An 18,491-nucleotide genomic window follows, 5' to 3' on the forward strand; every position below is an offset into this window, starting at 1 on the left:
TCTCGACCACACCTCGGCTCACCAGGCGCGTAGCACCGGCCCCGTGACACGATCGGCGGCACCCAGTCGACGACGCGAAGGACCCTCACCGTGGAGACGCTCTACCACTCCGGCCGCATCCTGACGATGGTCGATCAGGACGACTCCCCCGAGGCGGTGATCGTCCGCGACGGACTGATTGCCTTCGTCGGCGACCTGGACCGGGCGCGCGACCTGCTCGGTGGCGGCGCCGAGGAAGTGGATCTGGCCGGGCGCGCCCTGATGCCCTCGTTCATCGATTCCCACGGGCACCTGCTCCAGCACGGGGCGCTGGCCGCGCTGGTGGACCTCGAGCACGCCACCTCCGTCGCCGAGATCATCGCCGCCTTCCGCGAGCGCCTGGCGCAGCGCGACCCGTCGGACACCTCACCGCTGATCGGCGCGAAGTACGACCCGAACCTGCTGGCCGAAGGACGCCACCCCACCCGGGACGACCTCGACCAGATCTCCACCGCGATCCCGGTGTTCGCGCTGCACCGCAGCATGCACGTCGCCGTCGGCAACTCGGTACTGGTCGATGGAGCCGGACTCATCGCCCAGACGCCCGATCCCGAGGGAGGACGCTTCGGTCGCAGTCCCGACGGCACGCCCGACGGGTACGTCGAGGAGCATCCCGCGATGGCGGCCTTCGCCGGCGTCCTCGACCCCAGCGGCAGCGGGGGCCTGCTCCCCGGCGGCGCGGCGGACCCCGCGCAGGCGGTGCAGCGGGCGGCGGAGGACTACCTGCGCCACGGGATCACCACCGCCCAGGAAGGCGCGGCCGACCCCACCACCGTGAACGGCCTGGTCGGCGCAGCGGGAGCCGGCGGGATCGCGCTCGACGTGGTCGTCTACCCGCTCGTGCAGACCGGCACCAGCGTCTTCGACGCTCACCCCGAGTTCGCGGGCGAGTACGTCGGCCGACTGCGCCTCGGCGGCTACAAGATGATCCTCGACGGCTCGCCGCAGGCCCGCTCGGCCTGGATGAGCGAGCCCTACGCGCCGGTTCCCGGTGATGAGGACCCGGGCTGCGCCTACCCGATCCACACGCCCGCGGAGGTCGAGGAGTTCACCCGCGCGGTCGCCGCGCAGGGACGCCAGCTCCTCGCGCACTGCAACGGGGACGCGGCCGCCGAGCTGTTCGTGTCCACGGCCGAGCGCGTCGGCGCCGAGCACCCCGCCCTGCTGGAGGCGCGGCCGGTGATGATCCACGCGCAGACCGTGCGTGATGACCAGCTCGAGCGCATGGCCCCGCTGGGGATGATCGCCTCGATCTTCTCCGTGCACACCTTCTTCTGGGGCGATGTGCACCTGCGCAACTTCGGCCCCGAGCGCGGCCGTCGCGTCTCCCCCGCCCGCTCCGCCCTGGACCGCGGCGTGCGCGTCACCCTGCACCAGGACTCCCCCGTCACGCCCCCGGACATGCTGCTGACGATCTGGGCGGCCGTGAACCGCATCAGCCGCGCCGGCAAGCCCGTCGGCCTCGAACAGCGCATCTCCACCTGGGAGGCGCTGCGCGCCGTCACCACCGACGCCGCCTACCAGTACGGCGAGGAGGACTCCAAGGGACAGCTCCGTGAGGGCATGCGCGCGGACCTCGTGATCCTCTCCGCCGACCCGCTGACCAGCGTGCCGCAGGAACTGCGGGACGTCGAGGTGCTCGCGACGATCAAGGACGGGGAGGTCGTGTACGAGGCGTAAGGCGAACGGGCGACGGCCGCGTCGCGGGCGATGCGGCTCATGCCCCGCGCCCCTTCGCGCCACATACCACCACAGGTATGCTCGTGATATGTCGGTCCCCCTGCAGGACGCACCCCAGATCCTCAGAGCTGCGCGCGAGGATGCTGGGATGACCCAGCGCGCACTGGCCGATGCCGTCGGCGCCCGTCAGCCACACGTTGCCGGCATCGAATCCGGGCACCGCCCCGTGTCCAGAGATCTGCTGGAACGGTTGCTCGCCGCGACCGACTACCGTCCCTCGCTGGCGCTGGCCGCGCGGCGCGATGAACTCATCGCGCTCGGTGCACGTCACGGGATCCGGAACCTCCGGGTGTTCGGCTCGGTCGCGCGCGGCTCGGATCATCACGGCTCCGACATCGACCTCCTGATCGACCTGGAGCGGACATCGGACCCCCTGGAGTTTGCAGCGTTCGTCGCGGAAGCGACTGAACTGCTCGGTTTCCCCCTGGACGTCGTCGTGGACAACCGCGACCTCCACCCGCACATCCGCCGAACGGCAGTGGCCCTGTGAACGAATCGAGCGGTCAGCACGAGCCGCCGCCCCGCTGGCAGCCGCGCCCTCGGACGACTGAACCGGCCCACGACGCCCCGCCTGCCGACGACGTCCTGCACCACGAGCTCGTGCGGATCCAGCACCGCGTCGAGGATGTGCTCGCTCAGGGCCGTGAAGCGTTCGCCGAGGGCTCCGACTCGTACGATCGGGCAACTGTCGCCATCCTCCGACTCGCCGCGCTGTTCGAGGACGAGAAGCGATATTCCCCGCACCTGAGCGTCGTCACCCTCGAGGAGCGGCGTGGGATCACGACGACGAGAAACCTCGTGGCCCACAGCGGCTACGGCGCGATGAACACCGAGATCTTCTGGCGCACCGTGACGGAGCGCCTTCCCGAGGTCATCGCGCGGATCCGCGGGACGCTCCGCCTCTGAGGCTCTCTTTGGCGCTCGTGTCCCTCACCCGGCCTCTCGCCACAGTGACTCACGAGCTCCTGGACATCGAGAAGCTTGCGACGATCACGACGAGGGGCCGTGTTCGAGAGGGACCGGTCGAAATCACGCACCATCCGATTCACGACACGATCAACTCTTCCCTCACAGCGGCCTCTCCAGGCAGAGTTAGGACATGGACAAGTCAATCCGCGACGGAATTTTCTCGACGATCCCGGGCCTGGAACATGGAGATAGTTGTTTCCTTCTCTTCGAGGACGACCACCCGATGTTGCACCTCGACCTCAACCTGCGAGAGTGGATGGACCTTGTCTCCGCCCCGACCATCAGCGGATTCACGCGATCGGGAGAACGCTTCACCGCCGAGCTCTCGGCAACGTTCGGCACGAATGGTCGCGTCACGGTCGCTCTGGATGACCTTGTCGTCGGTCCCTGGGAGGACCACTCGGCCAGGGCCGTCGAGAACGGGCAGGTGCGTGCCGTCTTCGCGTTCTTCGAACCCCGTGCCGTGGATGACCTGTTCTTCCGGAACCTGCGCCCGGTCTCCTGGAGTATCGACGGAGAGGGTCTCGCGTCGACGAACCTGGATCTGATCGATCACTACCAGCCTTCCGCAGTCCCAGGGACGCACTGGGGGCTCAGCCTCACGACGAAGTCGGCACTGTACGCGGATGCCGCCGCTTCGATCTCCCGCAGTCCGCAAGAGCGCCTGTGCCTGGTACTGCGTTACGACACTGCGGAGGAACTCGCGACGTCGCGTCGCCATGTCTCCGCTCTGCAGACGCTCATCGAAGCCGTCGGTTCCCCGCAGCCTCGATACCTTCGCGAACTCTCTCTTCTGCTCGCTGACCCCGACGGCGGATCCGATATCCCGGCCGACTGGTGGGCGAGCTCGCTACTCAGGCATCGAGGCGCACTCCATGACACCGGGCCCGAGTCCCCGCGAATCCCTCGCACGCGCGGCGACGAGCTCACAGGGATCGGACTCGATGAGCTCGGCGGGCTCTTGGCGCTCCAGCGCTGGGTCCTGCTATGTGAGACCGTCCCCCACCTGCTGTCGGTCTTGGACTCCCATCATCGTGGGCTGACCGTCGATTCGCGCGCTTCCGTCCTCTCACTCGCGGTCGGCTGGGAGCACCTCGCAGCTCGCTCGCGAGGCGCGGCCGCAGCTGCCGCATGGCGGGAGATCGCCAATCTGCTCCGCGACGGCGACGACACGAGCGGCCACACCGAGCAGATGATCGAGCTGTGTTGGAACACGTATCTCAAAATCAAGCACGTCGAGCTCTCGGGGGGCGAGAGCGATGCGCGGGCAACGATCGCCGACGACGACCGCGCCTCGCTCGACCTGGCCGCGCAATTCATGCACCACACCGTTCTCGCTGCCGCCTTCACGCTTGCCGGAATCCCGGTGCCTGGCGACCTGGAACGTCGGATCTACCTCACAGAGTTCGCGGAGGAGCAATCGCCGTGGACCCGCGTGGTCAGTACCTACCTCAATGCCTGAAGCCCCGCTGCCAGCGAGATCGATGCCCAGAGGAGGCTCAGATCAGTCGATGATCACGTCCTCACCCTTCCGCCGCAGCTCGGCGAGCCCCTCCTCCATGGCCGCCACGCTCGCGGGGCTGTGCCGCGGCCAGTCCTCGAGCTCCCGGACCACGCGGACCGGCTCCCGGGTGCGGTAGGACCGGGTGGGGTTGCCCGGGAGCTTCTTGTCGGTGACGTTGGGATCGTCCTCGAGCTCCCCCGTCGGCTCCACCACGTAGATTCGGGGCGGCGCCTCGCCCCGAGCCATCTGGGCGCCCCAGGCCGCGGCATGCAGCGTCTCGGTGACGTAGACGTGGCTCAGCACGGCGTCCTCGCGGTAGTTGGAGGGGTTCGCCGCGGTCAGGAGGTCCCCCGGGGCCAGCACGGCCTTGGTGCCGTGGAGGTAGACCCCCTCCTCGAAGACCTCGAAGGGTGCGGGTTCGGTCATCGCGCTCTCGCTTCCTGTGCGTGCTCTCCGGTGCCTGCCGGGCCAGCGTCCCGCTCAGCTGATCCTGCTGTCCACCGAATTGCCCTCCGCGATCCCGACGGGCTCCTTGTGCCGCAGCGATAGCGACCCGCCCACGACGAAGGTGACGATCACGCCCAGCAGCGGGTACCACTGCCAGGCGACCCACACCTCGCCGACGACGTACTTCTCCATCACGAAGAAGAAGGCGTTGACGGCGACGGCGAGGACGAAAGCGATATTGGCATCCAGTGCGCGGGCGCGCTTGTTGACGATGCCGAAGACGAACGCGCCGAGCAGCCCGCCGTAGGTGATGCCGGCGACGCCCAGGGCGAGGATGACGATGTTGCCCTCGTCGGAGCGGAAGATGGTCGCCGGGGCGATGAACGCCAGGCCCCAGCCGATCGTCGCCCAGCGACCGATCCGGAGGCCCTGTCGGTCGGTGATCGGGGTCTTCTTCAGCCTGCCCACCACGTCGGTGACGGTCGAGGAGGACAGCGCCGACAGGGAGGAGGACAGCGTGGACATCGCCGCAGCCAGGATGCCGGCCAGCAGCAGCCCGGACAGCCCCGGGGGCAGCGCCTCGACGATGAACAGTGGGAAGATCTCGTCGTCCCGGGTCAGCCCCAGCTCGGCCGGGGTGGCCTGCTGGTAGTAGCCCCACAGGGCGAGGCCCACGGCCAGGAAGATCGCGAACTGCACGGTGACGATCACGCCGGAGACGATGATCGCCTTCTGCGCCTCGACCTTCGAGCGGCAGGACAGCAGGCGCTGGACGACGAGCTGGTCGGAGCCGTGGGAGGCCATCGCGTACACGGCGCCGCCCAGGAGCGAGGCGATGAAGGAGTTGGGTCCGCTGATCGGATTGTCGGCGAAGACGAACATCTGCGTCTTGCCGGCTGCGGCGGCCTCGCCCAGCCAGCCGGTGCCGATCGTGGTCACCACGACGATGATCGCGAGGATGCCGCCGGCGACGTACAGCAGCATCTGGACCACGTCGACCCAGACCACGGCGGTGATGCCGCCGATGAAGGTGTACAGGATCGTCACCACCGCCAGGATCACGGTGATCGCGAAGTAGCTGAGGTCCACGCCCAGGCCGTCGAGGATCACCTTCAGCGGGATCGCGGCGGCCAGCACGCGGATCCCGTCGGCCAGCAGACGCGTGATCAGGAAGGTCACGCCCGCGGTGGTCTGGGTGCTGGAGCCGAAGCGTTTGCCCAGGTAGGCGTAGGCGGTGACCATCTCGCCGTCGTAGTAGCGCGGCAGCAGGAAGAAGGCGACGACGATGCGGCCGAGGATGTAGCCGAGTCCCAGCTGGAGGTAGGCGATATTGCCCAGGTAGCTCATCACGGGGATGCCGATGACGGTCAGGGCGCTGGTCTCGGTGGCGACCACGGACAGGCACACCGCCCACCACGGCAGGTCGCGCCCGCCCAGGAAGTAGCCCTTCACGCTGGTCTGGCGGCCGCTGAGCTTCAGCCCCAGCCAGGCGGTGGCGACCAGGTAGGCCGCGATCACCAGCAGGTCGATCGTCTGCATGTGCGCTCTCCTTCGAGGTGGTCGCTCGCCCATTGGCGCACAGATCAGGTCGCAGGATCAAGCAGGCCGGCCGTGAAGCGGCGGCCCGGAAGGGCCTCACTCCACCAGCCACTCCCCCAGCGCCGCGAACTGCTCCCGCGGCGCGAAGCCCGTCGCGTGCAGTTTTGACAGATCCAGCGCGGAGCGGGACGGGCGCGGGGCGATGCCGTCCTTGCCGGCGTAGTACGCCGTGGTGCTGACCGGGGTGACGCGCGCGGGGTCGTGCCCGGTCAGGGTGAACACCTCGGCGGCGATCCGTGCCCAGCTGACGGGCTCACCCTCATTGGTGACGTTGTAGGTGCCGGGAGCGGGGCGGGCGGTGATCAGATGCTCGATCGCAGCGGCGAGGTCCTCGGTGAAGGTGAGCCGGCCGATCTGGTCGTCGACCACGCTCGGGTCGATGCCGCGCTCGGCGAGGGAGGCCATGGTGGCCACGAAGTTGGCGCCCTGGCCGATCACCCAGGAGGTGCGCACGATGTAGTGGTCATCGAGGGTGGCCACCAGCTGGTCGCCGGCGGCCTTGGTCTGCCCGTACACGCCCAGGGGGCTCGGCGGCTCGGTCTCGTCGTGCAGGGTGCGGGTGCCGTCGAAGACGTAGTCGCTGGAGATGTGCACGAACGTGGCGCGGTGGGTGCGGGCGGCCTCGACCAGGCGGCCGACGCCGGTGACGTTCGCGGCCCACGCCTCTCGTCGGCCCTCCGCACTCTGGGCGGCATCGACCGCCGTGTACGCGGCGGCGTTGACGATCACGCCGTACCCGGAGAAGTCGAAGGCTGCGATGGACACGGGGTCGGCGATGTCGAGCCGGTCGCGGGCGACGACGTCGACGTCGGCCCGCTCGGACCAGCGGGCGGCGAGCGCGCGGCCGAGCTGTCCTCCCCCGCCGACCACCAGGGTGCGCCGCGGGGGCACCGGGACCACGTCCGCCAGACGCGGGTGGGCCTGGTCCTTGGCGGACAGCTCCGCCTGCTCCAGCGGGATCGGCCAGGGGATGGCCGCAGTCTCGTCGGCCAGGCTCAAGAACGTGTACTGCGACTGGGCCGCCTCGGACCAGTGGTCGTTCACCAGGTACGTGTACGCCGCAGGCGCCTCCAGGGTCTGGAAGGCGTTGCCCACCCCGCGGGGCACGAAGACCGCGACCTCGGGGGTGATCTCGTGCCAGAAGGCGGTGCCGAAAGTCGGCCCCTCGCGCAGGTCCACCCAGGCGCCGAACACACGCCCGGTGGCCACCGAGATGTACTTGTCCCAGGGCTCGGCGTGGATGCCGCGGGTGACGCCGACGGCCTGGTTGAAGGAGATGTTGTTCTGGACCGGGCCGAAGTCCGGCAGCCCGGCCGCGAGCAGCTTCGCCCGCTGCCAGTTCTCCTTGAACCAGCCGCGGGCATCTCCCGGCACCGGCAGGTCGATGACCAGCAGGCCCGGGATGTCGGTGGAGTGGACCTGAGGCTGGTTCATGGGCGTCCTCTCACTGCGGTGCCGGACCCCGCTCCACGCTCTGCGAGTCCGGAGCGCGCTCCGCTCCCTGCGGTGCCGGGGCGGGCCGTGCTCACTGCCCGGCCTGGGCGTACTTCGCTTCGGTGGCGGCCTTCTGCGGGCGCCACCAGGACTCGTTGTCGCGGTACCAGTCGATCGTCGCGCCCAGCCCCGTCTCGAAGTCGCGGAAGACGGGCTGCCAGCCCAGCTCGGTGCGCAGACGGGTCGCGTCGATCGCGTAGCGCAGGTCGTGGCCGGCCCGGTCGGCGACGTGGTCGTAGTCGGTTCCCTCGCGGCCCATCATCGTCAGGATCAGCTCGACGACCTGCTGATTGGACTTCTCCCCGTCGGCCCCGATCAGGTAGGTCTCCCCGATCGTCCCGCGGTCCAGGATCGCGAGCACGGCGCTGGAGTGGTCATCGACGTGGATCCAGTCGCGCACGTTCTGTCCCGCCCCGTACAGCCGGGGCCGGATCCCGTCGATCAGGTTGGTGATCTGACGGGGGATGAACTTCTCCACGTGCTGGCGCGGACCGTAGTTGTTCGAGCAGTTCGAGATCGTCGCGGCCACGCCGAAGGAGCGCACCCAGGCGCGCACCAGCAGGTCCGAGCCCGCCTTGGTCGCCGAATACGGGCTGGAGGGGTTGTAGGGCGTGGTCTCCGTGAAGCGCACCGGGTCATCCAGCGGCAGGTCGCCGTAGACCTCGTCGGTCGAGATGTGGTGGAAGCGGGTGCCGTGCTTGCGGGCGGCCTCCAGCAGCGTGAAGGTGCCGACGAGGTTTGCCTGCAGGAACGGGGTCGGATCGTGCAGCGAGTTGTCGTTGTGGGACTCGGCGGCGAAGTGGATCACCGCGTCGGCCTCGGCGACCAGCGGGCCCACCGTGGCGGCATCGGCGACGTCGGCGACCACGAGCTGCACGCGGTCCTCGAGCAGGCCCTTCAACGAGGTGCCGTCACCGGCGTAGGTGAGCTTGTCCAGCACGGTGATGGTGTCATCGGTGTGGGTCAGGACGTGGTGGACGAAGTTGGAGCCGATGAAGCCGGCTCCACCGGTGACCAGGAGGTGACGGGACATCGGGGGCTCCTTCGCAGGTGGGGCGCGGCAGTGCCGCACCGGGGTGAGGGCGTGACGATGCTGTCGCGCCGGGGTCGGTCAGACGGGACGGTCCGCACGCTCGCGGGCCAGCACGTCCAGCAGGTAGCGGCCGTAGCCGGATTTCAGCAGCGGCTCGGCGCGCTCGCGCAGCTCCTCGTCATCGAGGAAGCCCATGCGCCAGGCGACCTCCTCGGGGGCGCCGATGGACAGGCCCTGGCGCTCCTGGACGGTGCGGATGAAGTCGCCGGCGGCGTTGAGATCGGCGAAGGTTCCGGTGTCCAACCAGGCGCTTCCGCGATTGAGCACCTCGACCTGCAGCATGCCGTCCGCGAGATAGGACAGGTTCAGATCGGTGATCTCCAGCTCGCCCCGGGCGGAAGGCTGCAGCGCCTTCGCGCGCTCGACGACGGTGGCGTCGTAGAAGTACAGCCCGGGCACGGCGAGGTTCGAGCGAGGCCGGGCCGGCTTCTCCTCCAGCGAGAGGGCGATGCCGTCATCACCCATCTCGACCACGCCGTAGGCGCTGGGATCCTTCACCCAGTACCCGAACACTGCCGCTCCCTCCTGGTCGCGGAAGCGGCGCAGCTGGGTGCCCATGCCGTGGCCGTAGAAGAGGTTGTCCCCCAGCACCAGCGCGGCATGCTGACCGTCCAGGAAGTCCTCCCCGAGCACGAACGCCTGGGCGAGACCGTCCGGGCTGGGCTGCGTGACGTACTCCAGCCGGACGCCGAAGCGCCGCCCGTCGCCCAGGACCCGCTGGAAGGCGGCCTGGTCCTCGGGCGTGGTGATGATGAGGATCTCGCGGATCCCAGCGAGCATGAGGGTGCTCAGGGGGTAGTAGATCATCGGCTTGTCGTAGACAGGCATCAGCTGCTTCGAGACGCCGATGGTCAGGGGGTGCAGTCGCGAGCCGGTGCCGCCCGCCAGGATGATGCCACGCATACACCCCAGTATGTCTCATATGTCCGTTTTGCACCACAGCGTGCGCACGACATGTGCACGGCGGAGCTCCGTGCCGAGCGTTCAACGGCGCTGAGCTGGGCTCGTGCCGGGCTCGAACGCATCCACTGGCGGCATTCCAGCGGCGGGCCCCGGAGGCGCGGGAGGAGAACGCATCCATCGGCGCGATACCAGCAGGCAAGCCCTCTCCAGGGGGTGGTTGCTGGCATAGCGCCGGTGGATGCGATGCGCCGAGGTCGGCGCGGCCGATCGTGCGCTCGCCAGGCGGCGGAACGACCCGCCGCGCTCGCCAGGCGGCGGAACGACCCGCCGCGCTCACCACGCGGCGGGCCGGCCCGTCGCGGGGCAGTCGGTGGCGTCCTCGGTGATCTCGAAGCGCAGCAGCGCGGCCACGGCATCCTGGACCGACTCGTCGATCACGCCGACCTGGGCATCGATGCGAGCGCTCGCGGCGACCAGAGCGGCCTCGTCGGTCGTATGCCGCTCGCTCTCCAGCAGGAGCGTCTCCACCGCGCCGTGCTCGATCGCGCGCCGCACGGCACCGACGCCCTCGGCGGCCAGACCGTGGGCACGGCCGTGCTCGAAGCGCTCGGTCAGCTCCTGGGTGCGCTGTGCGCCGATCTCGGTGGCCGTCTCCCGCAGGGCGTCGGCCAGGGCCTGCTCGGCGCCGTCGTCGTCGGTCCCGCCGGCCTCGACCTCGGTGGTGATCTCCGACAGCGCCACCGGCAGCTCGTCCCGCAGGGCGGTGCGACCCTGGACCTCGCCGGCCAGCACCAGCACATCCGGGGTCCAGCGGCCGGCGACCTTCTCCAGGTGCTCGACGACGCCCCGGGCGTTCTGCTTCACGGCCTCATCGGCCCGACGCTGGATCTGGTTGTGGGACAGGGCGCCCTGACGGGGCTTGTGCACCGACTCGTCGGAGGAGGCGGTGACCTCCTGCTCGTCCTGCTCGGCGAGCGCGTGCTGCGCCGCGACCACGAGCTGTCGGACCACGGCGCCCTGCTGGTCGGCGATCGCGACCAGCATCCGCACCGAGAGGGAGCGCTCGCGCAGGTAGGGGCCGAGCTGGGCCTCCTGCTCCACGTGGGCGGCGTCCCCGGCGCCGAGGGCGGCATCCCACGGAGCGTCCAGCAGCAGGCCGGACGCGCCCGCGACCAGCACGCGGCCGTCGGTCATCACCTCTCCGACCTCCTCGACCAGGATCGCGTCCTCCAGCGCGGTGAGCTGGGCGTCGTCGGCCCCGGCGTCGGTGAGGCGGCGGCGCAGCTCCTCCCAGCGCAGCCGGACCTGCTGGGCGGCGTCCTCTGCCGGGGAGCGGCCCTCAAGGTACACGGTCGCGAACGGACCGTCGGCGTCGGCGATCTTGCGGATGGTGTTCAGGGGCATCGTTGTTCTCGTCATGTCTCGAGGGCATCACATCTGCGCAGGTACGCCAAGTCCCGGCGTCGGTTGAGCGCAGCGCTGAACGCGCTCAGCCGGGGATTGGTCGCCGTGGACCGTCGTCGCACCGGTGCGAACCCCGGGGCCGGCGTCCTCACCAGCGACGGGGCTCGCTCACCAGCGACGGGATCGTCGGCCGACGGACGATCAGCCCCGTGCCCACACCCCGCGAGGATCGCTCGGCCAACCGGTCGGTCGTCGGCTGCGCGGGCTCAGGACCGAGCGAACAGTCCCACCGCGTCCCAGGCCATCCAACCGCCTTCGACGAGCTCCAGCTCGAGAACGTTCTCCCCGGCGCGCAGCAGCTCTGCCGGGACGGCGTGCTCGTGGAAGGACCGCTGCAGCGTGGATCCGGGCACCGTCGCGTCCCCTTCCCGGGACCCTCTCGTGGCACCCGCGGGCAGCTCGATGTCGATCACGTGCTCCTCGTTCACGCCGACCCGCAGGATCCCACCGAGGCGGGTGGTGTCCACGAGCCAGACCGCGAGATCGTGGTCCGCGGCGGGCGCCTCGTCGAGCGTCACCGTCCAGCGGGCGCGATAGGCCGTCCGGCCCGCCCACGCGTCGCCCGGGCCCGGCAGCAGGTAGGGCCAGGCGGTGCCCGGCTCGTCGGTGCCCTGGGTGTATTCGATCAGCGCGTCCGGGAACTCCTCGGGGATGTTCGCGTATCCGCTGGGGGCATGGAGGAATTCCAGGGTGCGGCCGTCGAAGACGCCGATCGTGGCGACCTCGTCCCCGGTGGCGGTCACAGAGGGCTGCGAGGTGGCGGTCACCGGTGCGCCGGGCTTCCCGCGTCGGCCGGCGTCGGAGACGGCGAGGACGACGTAGGTCCACGTCTCCCCCGCCGGATCGAGATCGGCGTGGACGAAGCGGGGGTAGACCGTCTTGGCCAGGAGCTCGGATTCGTTCTTCCCGTCGGGTGTGGACTCGCCGCGGGCGGCATAGACCCGGTAGTGGTCGATCAGCGGGTTCCAGCCCAGCGGCTGCCAGGTCAGGGTGGTCGAGGCGAGGGCGGGCTCGGCCTCGAGGCCGGTCACGGTCTGTGGGCGGGGGCTCATGCGGGGCTCCTGTCAGGCCTGGATCAGGCCGGGATCGTCGACCGGGGTGGTGTACCGGACCGAGAGCTGCTTCGGGGCGGTGTCGTCGGCCTCGATCCAGTCCACGACGTGGAAGCTGGAGACCATCTCCTCCGGGCTCAGCCGGACGTGCAGGTAGCCGCGTCGGCCGTCGTAATGCGTCACGTACTCGTGGCGCAGCCAGTCCTCGGTGTATTTGTCGGTCTTCGCGCCGTCGCCGTCGGAGGCCACCGAGGTGCATACCAGCTCCACCCCGATCGTCGCGGACTCGGGGTCGGCGTAGTCCGCGCGGACCTCGGCGGCGACATGCTTATGGATGTCGCCGGAGACCACGACGGGGTTCGAGGCGGTGCCCATCGCCTCCAGCAGGCGTCGGCGGGCGGCCGGGTAGCCGTCCCACATGTCCACCCGGTCGTCGCTCACCGCTGCGAGGACCACGCCGCTGGCCAGGACGTTCCAGGTGGTCGGCGAGCTCTCGAGCCGCTGGCTGATCCACGCCTCCTGCTCCGTGCCGAGCATGGTGCGCTGCTCGTCCTGCCGATCCGCCTCGTCCACCGGCTCCGGGTCGCGGAACTGCCGGGTGTCCAGCAGGGAGAACCGTGCCAGGGAGCCGACGTCGAAGCCGGTGGTGATGTCGGTGTCCGGCCCGTCGGGGAGGGCCTCGACGTCCAGCGGCATGTTCTCGTAGAAGGCGCGATAGGCGACCGCGATGCGGTGGGCGAACAGGTCCTCGGGGATGCCGGTGCTGGAGCCGGTGCCGGAATAGTCGTTCTGCACCTCGTGGTCGTCCCAGATGGCGACCGCCGGCACCCGGGCGTGGAGGGCCTGCAGGTGGGGATCGGACTTGAACAGGGAGTAGCGCAGGCGGTACTGCTCGAGCGTCTCGGTCTCGACGGCGTGCGCGGCCGTGACCTCGGCGCCCTGGCGCCACAGGTTCGCCTCCGTGATGCCGTACTCGTAGATGTAGTCGCCGGCGAAGACGACCAGGTCCAGCTCCTCCTCCGCGGCCAGGTGACGGTGGGCGGTGAAGTTCCCGTGGTACCAGGCCTGGCAGGAGACCACTCCGAACGCGAAAGACTCGACCTCGGCGCCGTCTGCGGGCAGGGTGCGGAAGCGGCCGACGGGGCTGGTCTGCGGCCCCACCAGGAACCGGTAGAAGTACTCGGTGGCCGGCTCCAGGCCCTCCACCCGCGGGTGCACGGCATGGGCGAGCTCCGGCTGAGCGAGCGCCTGACCGTGCCGGAGGACCTGCGAGAACTCGGCGTCGGCGGCGACCTGCCAGCGCACGCTGACCGGGTGCGGATCGATGCCGCCGTGGCCGTCCTCGGCCAAGGGCTCCGACGCCAGGCGGGTCCAGAGCACCGCCCCGTCCGGTCGTGGAGCACCGCTGGCGATGCCGAGGCCGAAGAGGTTCTCCGCCTGCTGGGGAGGGTCGGCGACCGCGTCCGGGGCATTGATGCCCAGGGCGATCACGGCGGCGGAGGCACCGCCGGCCTGGAGCAGACGGCGACGGCTGAGGGCGGATGGGGCGGCGGACGGGGCGGCGGATGCCGGCATGGAGGAGCTCCCGGGATGGAGGGGTGGTCGTCGGCGACCCTAGTCAGTTCTGGTAGCGATCACATGAACTTCCGGAAAATCGTCGGAGCCATCGGGGCGGGACGGGGTTACCGAGCGGCGCGACCGGGGCGGGGTGACCGGGACGGGTGACTGCGCGGGGGTGGGGGCGGCATCACGCGGCCACCGCCGCTTCCCACCAGCCGGAGCCCACCCCTGCGCTCGCCGGCGACCCGCTACGGCGCCCGCGACATCACCGACTTCCCCCGAAGGGACCCGATGACCACCGAGCGCACGCCTGCTCGCAGGGGCGCGGGGGAGGCGCGGTTCCACCGCCACGCCGTATCCTGCCCGGATGCACCTCTCCCCCGCGCTCGTGCACTCCCTGCCCAAGGTCGCCCTGCACGATCACCTCGACGGCGGGCTGCGCCCGGCCACCGTGCTCGAGCTGTGCGCCGAGCTCGACATCGCCCCGCCCCCGATCGTGCCCGCCCGCGAAGCCGACGGCTCCGCCGACGTGCCCGGCGGCGCCATGGTCCCCACCTCCCAGGACGTGGCCGACTGGTTCCACGCCGCCGCGGACTCCGGCTCCCTGCCCTCCTACCTCTCCACCTTCGAGCGCACCCTCGCCCTGATGCAGACCGCACCCGCGCTGCGCCGCATCGCCCGCGAGTTCGTCGAGGACATGGTGGCCGACGGCGTCGTCTATGCCGAGACCCGCTGGGCACCGCATCAGCACACGGATGGCGGGCTCAGCCTCGACGAGGCGATCCAGGCCGTCCAGGACGGGCTCGACGAGGGCGCGGCCGACGCCGAGCGGGCCGGCAAGCGCATCGTGGTGGGCCAGCTGCTGGCCTATCTGCGCCAGAACGAGCCCACCGAGGACCTCGTCGACCTCGCGATCACCCGGCGCGGGACCGGGGTGGTGGGGCTGGATCTCGCCGGGCCCGAGGCGGGCTTCCCTGCCTCCCGGTTCCGCTCGCAGTTCGAGCGGGCGCGCCGCCACGGGGTGCACGTGACGATCCACGCCGGGGAGGCCGACGGTCCCGCCTCGATCGCGGATGCCCTGGACTGCGGGGCCGAGCGGATCGGGCACGGGGTGCGTCTGCTCGAGGACGTCGACGTCGCGGCCCGGGCGAGTGGGACGGCAGGAGCCGATGCCTCCGCGGGAGCGGATGCCGGTGGCCCGGATGCCGGTAGCGGTGCCGGAGGCGGTGGCGGTGCCGAAGCAGGCACCGCTGGTGCGGATGCCAGTACGGGAGCGGGCACCCCGTCGGGCTTCGGCCCCGTCGCCGCGCGCGTGCACCGCGAGCAGATCTGCCTGGAGGTGTGCCCGAGCTCGAACCTGCAGACCGGCGCCGCACAGGATCTCGCGACCCACGCCGCCGGAGCCCTGCGCCGCGGCGGGTTCGCCATCGCGCTGAGCAGCGATAACCGCCTCATGAGTCGCACCGGCACCTCGCGGGAGATGACGCTGGTCGCCGAGGCCTTCGATTGGGACCTCGCAGATCTCGAGCAGGTCGTGCTCACCGGGCTCGACGCGGGCTTCGCCCCGGCGGAGGCTCGGGCCGCGCTGCGCGAAGAGGTCGTCCTGCCCGCGTTCCGGGCAGCCCGGGAGAACTGACCCGCCGGCGGCCAGGTGGACTGGCCGCCGGCGGGGCCACCCCCGCTCCGCGGAGCTCTGCGCAGTTGGAGTCACCCCCACCCCGCCGAGCTCTGCACAGTTGTTGCCAAGACTGATCTTGGGGACGACAGCGCAGAGCTCGATCCGTTCTCCCACCAGCGAGCACAGCCGCCGCACGACCCGGCTCATCACCAGCCCTGTCGCCCCCAGCCGCGCCGAGTTCTGCACAGTTGTTGCCAAGCTGCCCTGTGGCAACGACTGCGCAGAGCTCGCCGTGGTGAGCGATGACCTCAGGGCCGAGCAGCGCGCAGCGACCTCCGCTCCCACGCGTCGCCGAGGTCGGTCCCGATCGGTCCGGCCTGCATCACGGCCAGAGTCGCCGTCGCGCGGGTCAGAGCGACGTAGAGCGTGGCGAGGCCCGATTCCTCGACGATGCGGTCCGGGGCGTGGACCAGCACGTGATCGAACTCGAGCCCCTTGGCGGCCTCCGGCGCGAGGACCACGAGACGGGCCCGCAGGTCGTCGGCCGATGCGTCGATCCCGGCGGCCTCGAGCACGCCGAGCATCCCCGGCACGTCGGGGGTCAGCAGCGCGCAGCGGTCGCCGCCGCGCTCGGCCCGGGCCCATGCCGTGACCTGCTCGTCCTCGTCGAAGGCCGGACCCCTGTTCTTCCCCACGCGCCCGCCGGGGCCGGCGTCGGCGCCCGAGTTCGCGCGCTGGTCGGAACCGGCGTCCCCGGCCGAGCTCGCGCTCTGGTCGGAACCGGCGTCCCCGGCCGAGCTCGCGCTCTGGTCGGGACCGCCGTCGGCGGCCGAGCCCTCGTCCCGGTCGACGCCCGTGGCCGCACTCTCCACGGCGGACCCGTCGGCGATCACCGGGCGGTTCCCCGTCGAACGCACGGCGTCCAGACGGCGTGCGTCGGGCCGCAGCTTGCGCAGCAGCGGTTCGACGGCTTCGACCAGCTCGCGCGGGGAGCGGTAGCAGATGCTCAGCTCCTCCAGGCGCGGCGTGGTGCGCAGCTCGGCGAGGCGCTCGGTCCAGGTGGTGGTGGCGAGGTCGGCGGAGGTCTGGGCGATGTCGCCGACCACGGTCATGGACTTCACGGGGCAGCGCCGGGCGAGCATCCGCCACTGCATCGGCGTGAGCTCCTGGGCCTCGTCGACGATCACGTGCCCGTACACCCAGGTGCGGTCGGCGAGCGCCCGGGTGGCGAGGTCGCGGGTGTCGGCCTCGGCGGAGCGTTCGGCGAGGTCCTCGGCGGAGACCAGCCCGGCGAGGTCCGGGGTGGAGGCGATCACCCGTCGGGCGTGGTCGACCCGTCGGCGTCGGGCGGTCTCGGCGGCCGCCGTCTCGTCGGCGTCCTCCTCCCCGAGCAGTTCGGCGGCCTCGTCCAGCAGCGGCACGTGCGCCACGGTCCAGGGCTCCTCCGCCGTGGCGGCCAGGAGCTCGCGCTGCTCGACGCTCAGCTGCGGGGCGGTCCGCTCGTCGAGCCCTTCGCGCAGCATCCAAGTGATGGCCTGCTCCGCAGTCAGGTGCGGCCACAGCTCGTCGAGCACCTCGCGAACGCCCTCGTCGGCCGCCAGCTCGGCGCGCAGCTGCGCCTCGGTGAGCGCCTCCTGGTCTGCACGATCATCCTCGTCCTGGCGCGGGCCGACGGCGTCGGGGTTCCGGTCCAGGGCGATATCCAGGCGCCCGACCTCCGCCTCGAAGCCGGTCTCGACGTCGGCGAGCAGGGTCGCGTCGGCCTCGCCGACCAGGGTGGTGAGTTCGCCGAGGAGAGTCTCGACGAAGACCTCGCGGGCGTCGTTGTGGTGCTCGTGCTGCTTCCGCGCCCGGTCGGTGGCGCGTTCGATCATCTCCCGCGGGATCTGCATCTCGTCGCCGTCCCAGACCAGGGTGCGGCCCTCTGGGGAGCTCGCCCCCTGCAGCGAGGTGAGGAAGGCGCCGACGGTCTCGGCCATGGCGGCATCCCCCAGCAGGCGGGTCACCTCCGGGGCGGCGGGGCCGACGTCGTCCAGGCCCGGCAGCAGGGACGCGATGGTGCTGGTGACGACGTTGGTCTCTCCGAGGGCGGGCAGCACGTCGCCGATGTAGTGCAGGAACCGGGCCGACGGGCCGATGACCAGCACGCCGCGGCGCAGCACCTCCGGCGCGCTGTACAGCAGGTAGGCGGCGCGGTGGAGGGCCACGACGGTCTTGCCGGTGCCGGGGGCGCCCTGGACGACCAGCACCCCGGAGCGCGGGGCGCGCACGATCGCGTCCTGCTCGGCCTGCAGAGTGGCCACGGCCTCGTGCATGCGCCCGTCGCGCGAGCGGCTCAGCGCACGCAGCAGAGCCCCCTCGCCGGCGACCCCTTCGGCGTCGGCCGCATCATCGGCGTCCCCGAAGAGGTCGTCATCGACGTGGACGACGGTGCGATCCTCGATCGAGAGGTGCCGGCGGCGCCGCAGTCCCTGCGGTGCCCGAGCGGTGGCGGTGTAGAACGGCTCGGCGGCGGGGGCACGCCAATCGATGACCAGACGCTGGTCGCCGTCGCGGATCCCGGCGGGGCCGATGTGCAGGCGCAGTCCGTCCTCCCGGTCCAGGCGCCCGAAGACCGCCGCGTGCTCGGCGTGCTGCAGGGCTGTCCGCCGGGCTCCGAGGCGGCGCACCTCGGCATCGCGCTCGTTCAGGGCGACCCCGTCGTGGGCCGGCCGGGCCAGAGCGTCCTCCTGGCGCTCGAGGAGCTGGGCGAGCTCGGCGTCCAGACGCGCATAGGCGCGGTCGACGTGCTGCTGCTCGGTGGCGGAGGGGTCGGTGTGGGCGCGGTCGGCGGCGGAGTGGTCGGTGGAGGCGTGGTCGGTGGAGGCGTGGTCGGTGGAGGCGTGGCCGGTCGTGGAGTCGCCGTTCGCGGGGTGCCCTGTGGAGGCGCCTTCGGCGACGTCGGTGCTGGCGGATTGGTCGGCGTTCGGAGGCGTGCTGATGGGGCGACCGGATTCGGGCATGCAGGGG

The 18,491-nt window shown here is 71.1% G+C and carries 14 protein-coding genes; 5 read left to right on the forward strand and 9 right to left on the reverse strand.

Features of this window, described 5'->3' with window-relative positions; all coding sequences use genetic code 11:
- Window positions 1-90: 90 nt before the first annotated feature.
- The 4 genes from JOF44_RS09925 to JOF44_RS09940 all read left to right on the forward strand — a co-directional run bounded on the left by JOF44_RS09925 (window position 91) and on the right by JOF44_RS09940 (window position 4,210).
- A complete protein-coding gene (locus JOF44_RS09925; RefSeq protein ID WP_209890435.1) occupies window positions 91-1,719 on the forward strand; it encodes an amidohydrolase in 1,629 nt (542 codons plus the stop codon).
- Between the two features lie 88 nt (window positions 1,720-1,807).
- Window positions 1,808-2,269: an XRE family transcriptional regulator gene (locus JOF44_RS09930; protein WP_281067090.1), complete on the forward strand. Its 462-nt coding sequence runs from the start codon at window positions 1,808-1,810 to the stop codon at window positions 2,267-2,269.
- Window positions 2,266-2,685 (forward strand): ribonuclease HepT family protein, encoded by a 420-nt coding sequence (locus JOF44_RS09935; RefSeq protein ID WP_209890441.1) that lies wholly within the window; start codon window positions 2,266-2,268, stop codon window positions 2,683-2,685. The genes JOF44_RS09930 and JOF44_RS09935 overlap by 4 nt, the downstream gene beginning before the upstream one ends.
- Window positions 2,686-2,878: 193 nt before the next feature.
- On the forward strand, window positions 2,879-4,210 hold the full coding sequence (locus JOF44_RS09940) for a hypothetical protein (RefSeq protein WP_209890445.1): 1,332 nt from the start codon (window positions 2,879-2,881) through the stop codon (window positions 4,208-4,210).
- A gap of 42 nt (window positions 4,211-4,252) precedes the next feature.
- Here the strand turns inward: JOF44_RS09940 and arr are convergent, their stop codons facing one another.
- The 8 genes from arr to JOF44_RS09980 all read right to left on the reverse strand — a co-directional run bounded on the left by arr (window position 4,253) and on the right by JOF44_RS09980 (window position 13,879).
- Window positions 4,253-4,678, reverse strand: a complete 426-nt coding sequence (gene arr, locus JOF44_RS09945; RefSeq protein ID WP_209890448.1) for an NAD(+)--rifampin ADP-ribosyltransferase — start codon at window positions 4,676-4,678, stop codon at window positions 4,253-4,255.
- 54 nt (window positions 4,679-4,732) lie between these two features.
- The gene (locus JOF44_RS09950) at window positions 4,733-6,238 is read right to left on the reverse strand and encodes a sodium:solute symporter (protein ID WP_209890451.1); all 1,506 of its coding nucleotides are present in this window, start codon (window positions 6,236-6,238) and stop codon (window positions 4,733-4,735) included.
- A gap of 96 nt (window positions 6,239-6,334) precedes the next feature.
- Complete coding sequence (locus tag JOF44_RS09955) at window positions 6,335-7,732, reverse strand: sugar nucleotide-binding protein (protein WP_209890454.1); 1,398 nt, start codon at window positions 7,730-7,732, stop codon at window positions 6,335-6,337.
- A 91-nt stretch (window positions 7,733-7,823) separates the two neighbouring features.
- Window positions 7,824-8,825: a dTDP-glucose 4,6-dehydratase gene (rfbB, locus tag JOF44_RS09960; RefSeq protein ID WP_209890457.1), complete on the reverse strand. Its 1,002-nt coding sequence runs from the start codon at window positions 8,823-8,825 to the stop codon at window positions 7,824-7,826.
- 78 nt (window positions 8,826-8,903) lie between these two features.
- Window positions 8,904-9,788 carry a glucose-1-phosphate thymidylyltransferase RfbA gene (rfbA, locus tag JOF44_RS09965; protein WP_209890460.1) on the reverse strand — a complete coding sequence of 295 codons (885 nt, stop codon included), beginning with the start codon at window positions 9,786-9,788 and terminating at the stop codon, window positions 8,904-8,906.
- Window positions 9,789-10,121: 333 nt separating this feature from the next.
- Entirely contained in the window at window positions 10,122-11,192 is a 1,071-nt protein-coding gene (locus JOF44_RS09970; protein ID WP_209890463.1) for a baeRF2 domain-containing protein, read from the reverse strand.
- A 266-nt stretch (window positions 11,193-11,458) separates the two neighbouring features.
- Window positions 11,459-12,304, reverse strand: coding sequence for a polysaccharide lyase family protein (locus tag JOF44_RS09975; RefSeq protein ID WP_209890464.1), 846 nt, complete (start codon window positions 12,302-12,304; stop codon window positions 11,459-11,461).
- 12 nt (window positions 12,305-12,316) lie between these two features.
- Window positions 12,317-13,879 (reverse strand): alkaline phosphatase D family protein, encoded by a 1,563-nt coding sequence (locus JOF44_RS09980; RefSeq protein ID WP_209890467.1) that lies wholly within the window; start codon window positions 13,877-13,879, stop codon window positions 12,317-12,319.
- A 352-nt stretch (window positions 13,880-14,231) separates the two neighbouring features.
- Here JOF44_RS09980 and JOF44_RS09985 point away from each other — a divergent pair, with 352 nt between their 5' ends.
- Window positions 14,232-15,500, forward strand: coding sequence for an adenosine deaminase family protein (locus JOF44_RS09985; protein ID WP_209890470.1), 1,269 nt, complete (start codon window positions 14,232-14,234; stop codon window positions 15,498-15,500).
- 290 nt (window positions 15,501-15,790) lie between these two features.
- Here the strand turns inward: JOF44_RS09985 and JOF44_RS09990 are convergent, their stop codons facing one another.
- Window positions 15,791-18,484, reverse strand: coding sequence for a HelD family protein (locus JOF44_RS09990; RefSeq protein WP_209890473.1), 2,694 nt, complete (start codon window positions 18,482-18,484; stop codon window positions 15,791-15,793).
- Window positions 18,485-18,491: the final 7 nt, after the last annotated feature.

Origin of the sequence: Brachybacterium fresconis (genome assembly GCF_017876515.1) — a bacterium.
Classification (GTDB): domain Bacteria; phylum Actinomycetota; class Actinomycetes; order Actinomycetales; family Dermabacteraceae; genus Brachybacterium; species Brachybacterium fresconis.

Coding starts and splice junctions, on each gene's coding strand:
- JOF44_RS09970 (WP_209890463.1), bottom strand. CDS start 11,192: ATGCCCCTGAACACCATCCGCAAGATCGCCGACGCCGACGGTCCGTTC.
- JOF44_RS09990 (WP_209890473.1), bottom strand. CDS start 18,484: ATGCCCGAATCCGGTCGCCCCATCAGCACGCCTCCGAACGCCGACCAA.
- JOF44_RS09950 (WP_209890451.1), bottom strand. CDS start 6,238: ATGCAGACGATCGACCTGCTGGTGATCGCGGCCTACCTGGTCGCCACC.
- JOF44_RS09985 (WP_209890470.1), top strand. CDS start 14,232: ATGCACCTCTCCCCCGCGCTCGTGCACTCCCTGCCCAAGGTCGCCCTG.
- JOF44_RS09940 (WP_209890445.1), top strand. CDS start 2,879: ATGGACAAGTCAATCCGCGACGGAATTTTCTCGACGATCCCGGGCCTG.
- rfbB (WP_209890457.1), bottom strand. CDS start 8,825: ATGTCCCGTCACCTCCTGGTCACCGGTGGAGCCGGCTTCATCGGCTCC.
- JOF44_RS09975 (WP_209890464.1), bottom strand. CDS start 12,304: ATGAGCCCCCGCCCACAGACCGTGACCGGCCTCGAGGCCGAGCCCGCC.
- JOF44_RS09930 (WP_281067090.1), top strand. CDS start 1,808: ATGTCGGTCCCCCTGCAGGACGCACCCCAGATCCTCAGAGCTGCGCGC.
- JOF44_RS09955 (WP_209890454.1), bottom strand. CDS start 7,732: ATGAACCAGCCTCAGGTCCACTCCACCGACATCCCGGGCCTGCTGGTC.
- arr (WP_209890448.1), bottom strand. CDS start 4,678: ATGACCGAACCCGCACCCTTCGAGGTCTTCGAGGAGGGGGTCTACCTC.
- JOF44_RS09980 (WP_209890467.1), bottom strand. CDS start 13,879: ATGCCGGCATCCGCCGCCCCGTCCGCCGCCCCATCCGCCCTCAGCCGT.
- rfbA (WP_209890460.1), bottom strand. CDS start 9,788: ATGCGTGGCATCATCCTGGCGGGCGGCACCGGCTCGCGACTGCACCCC.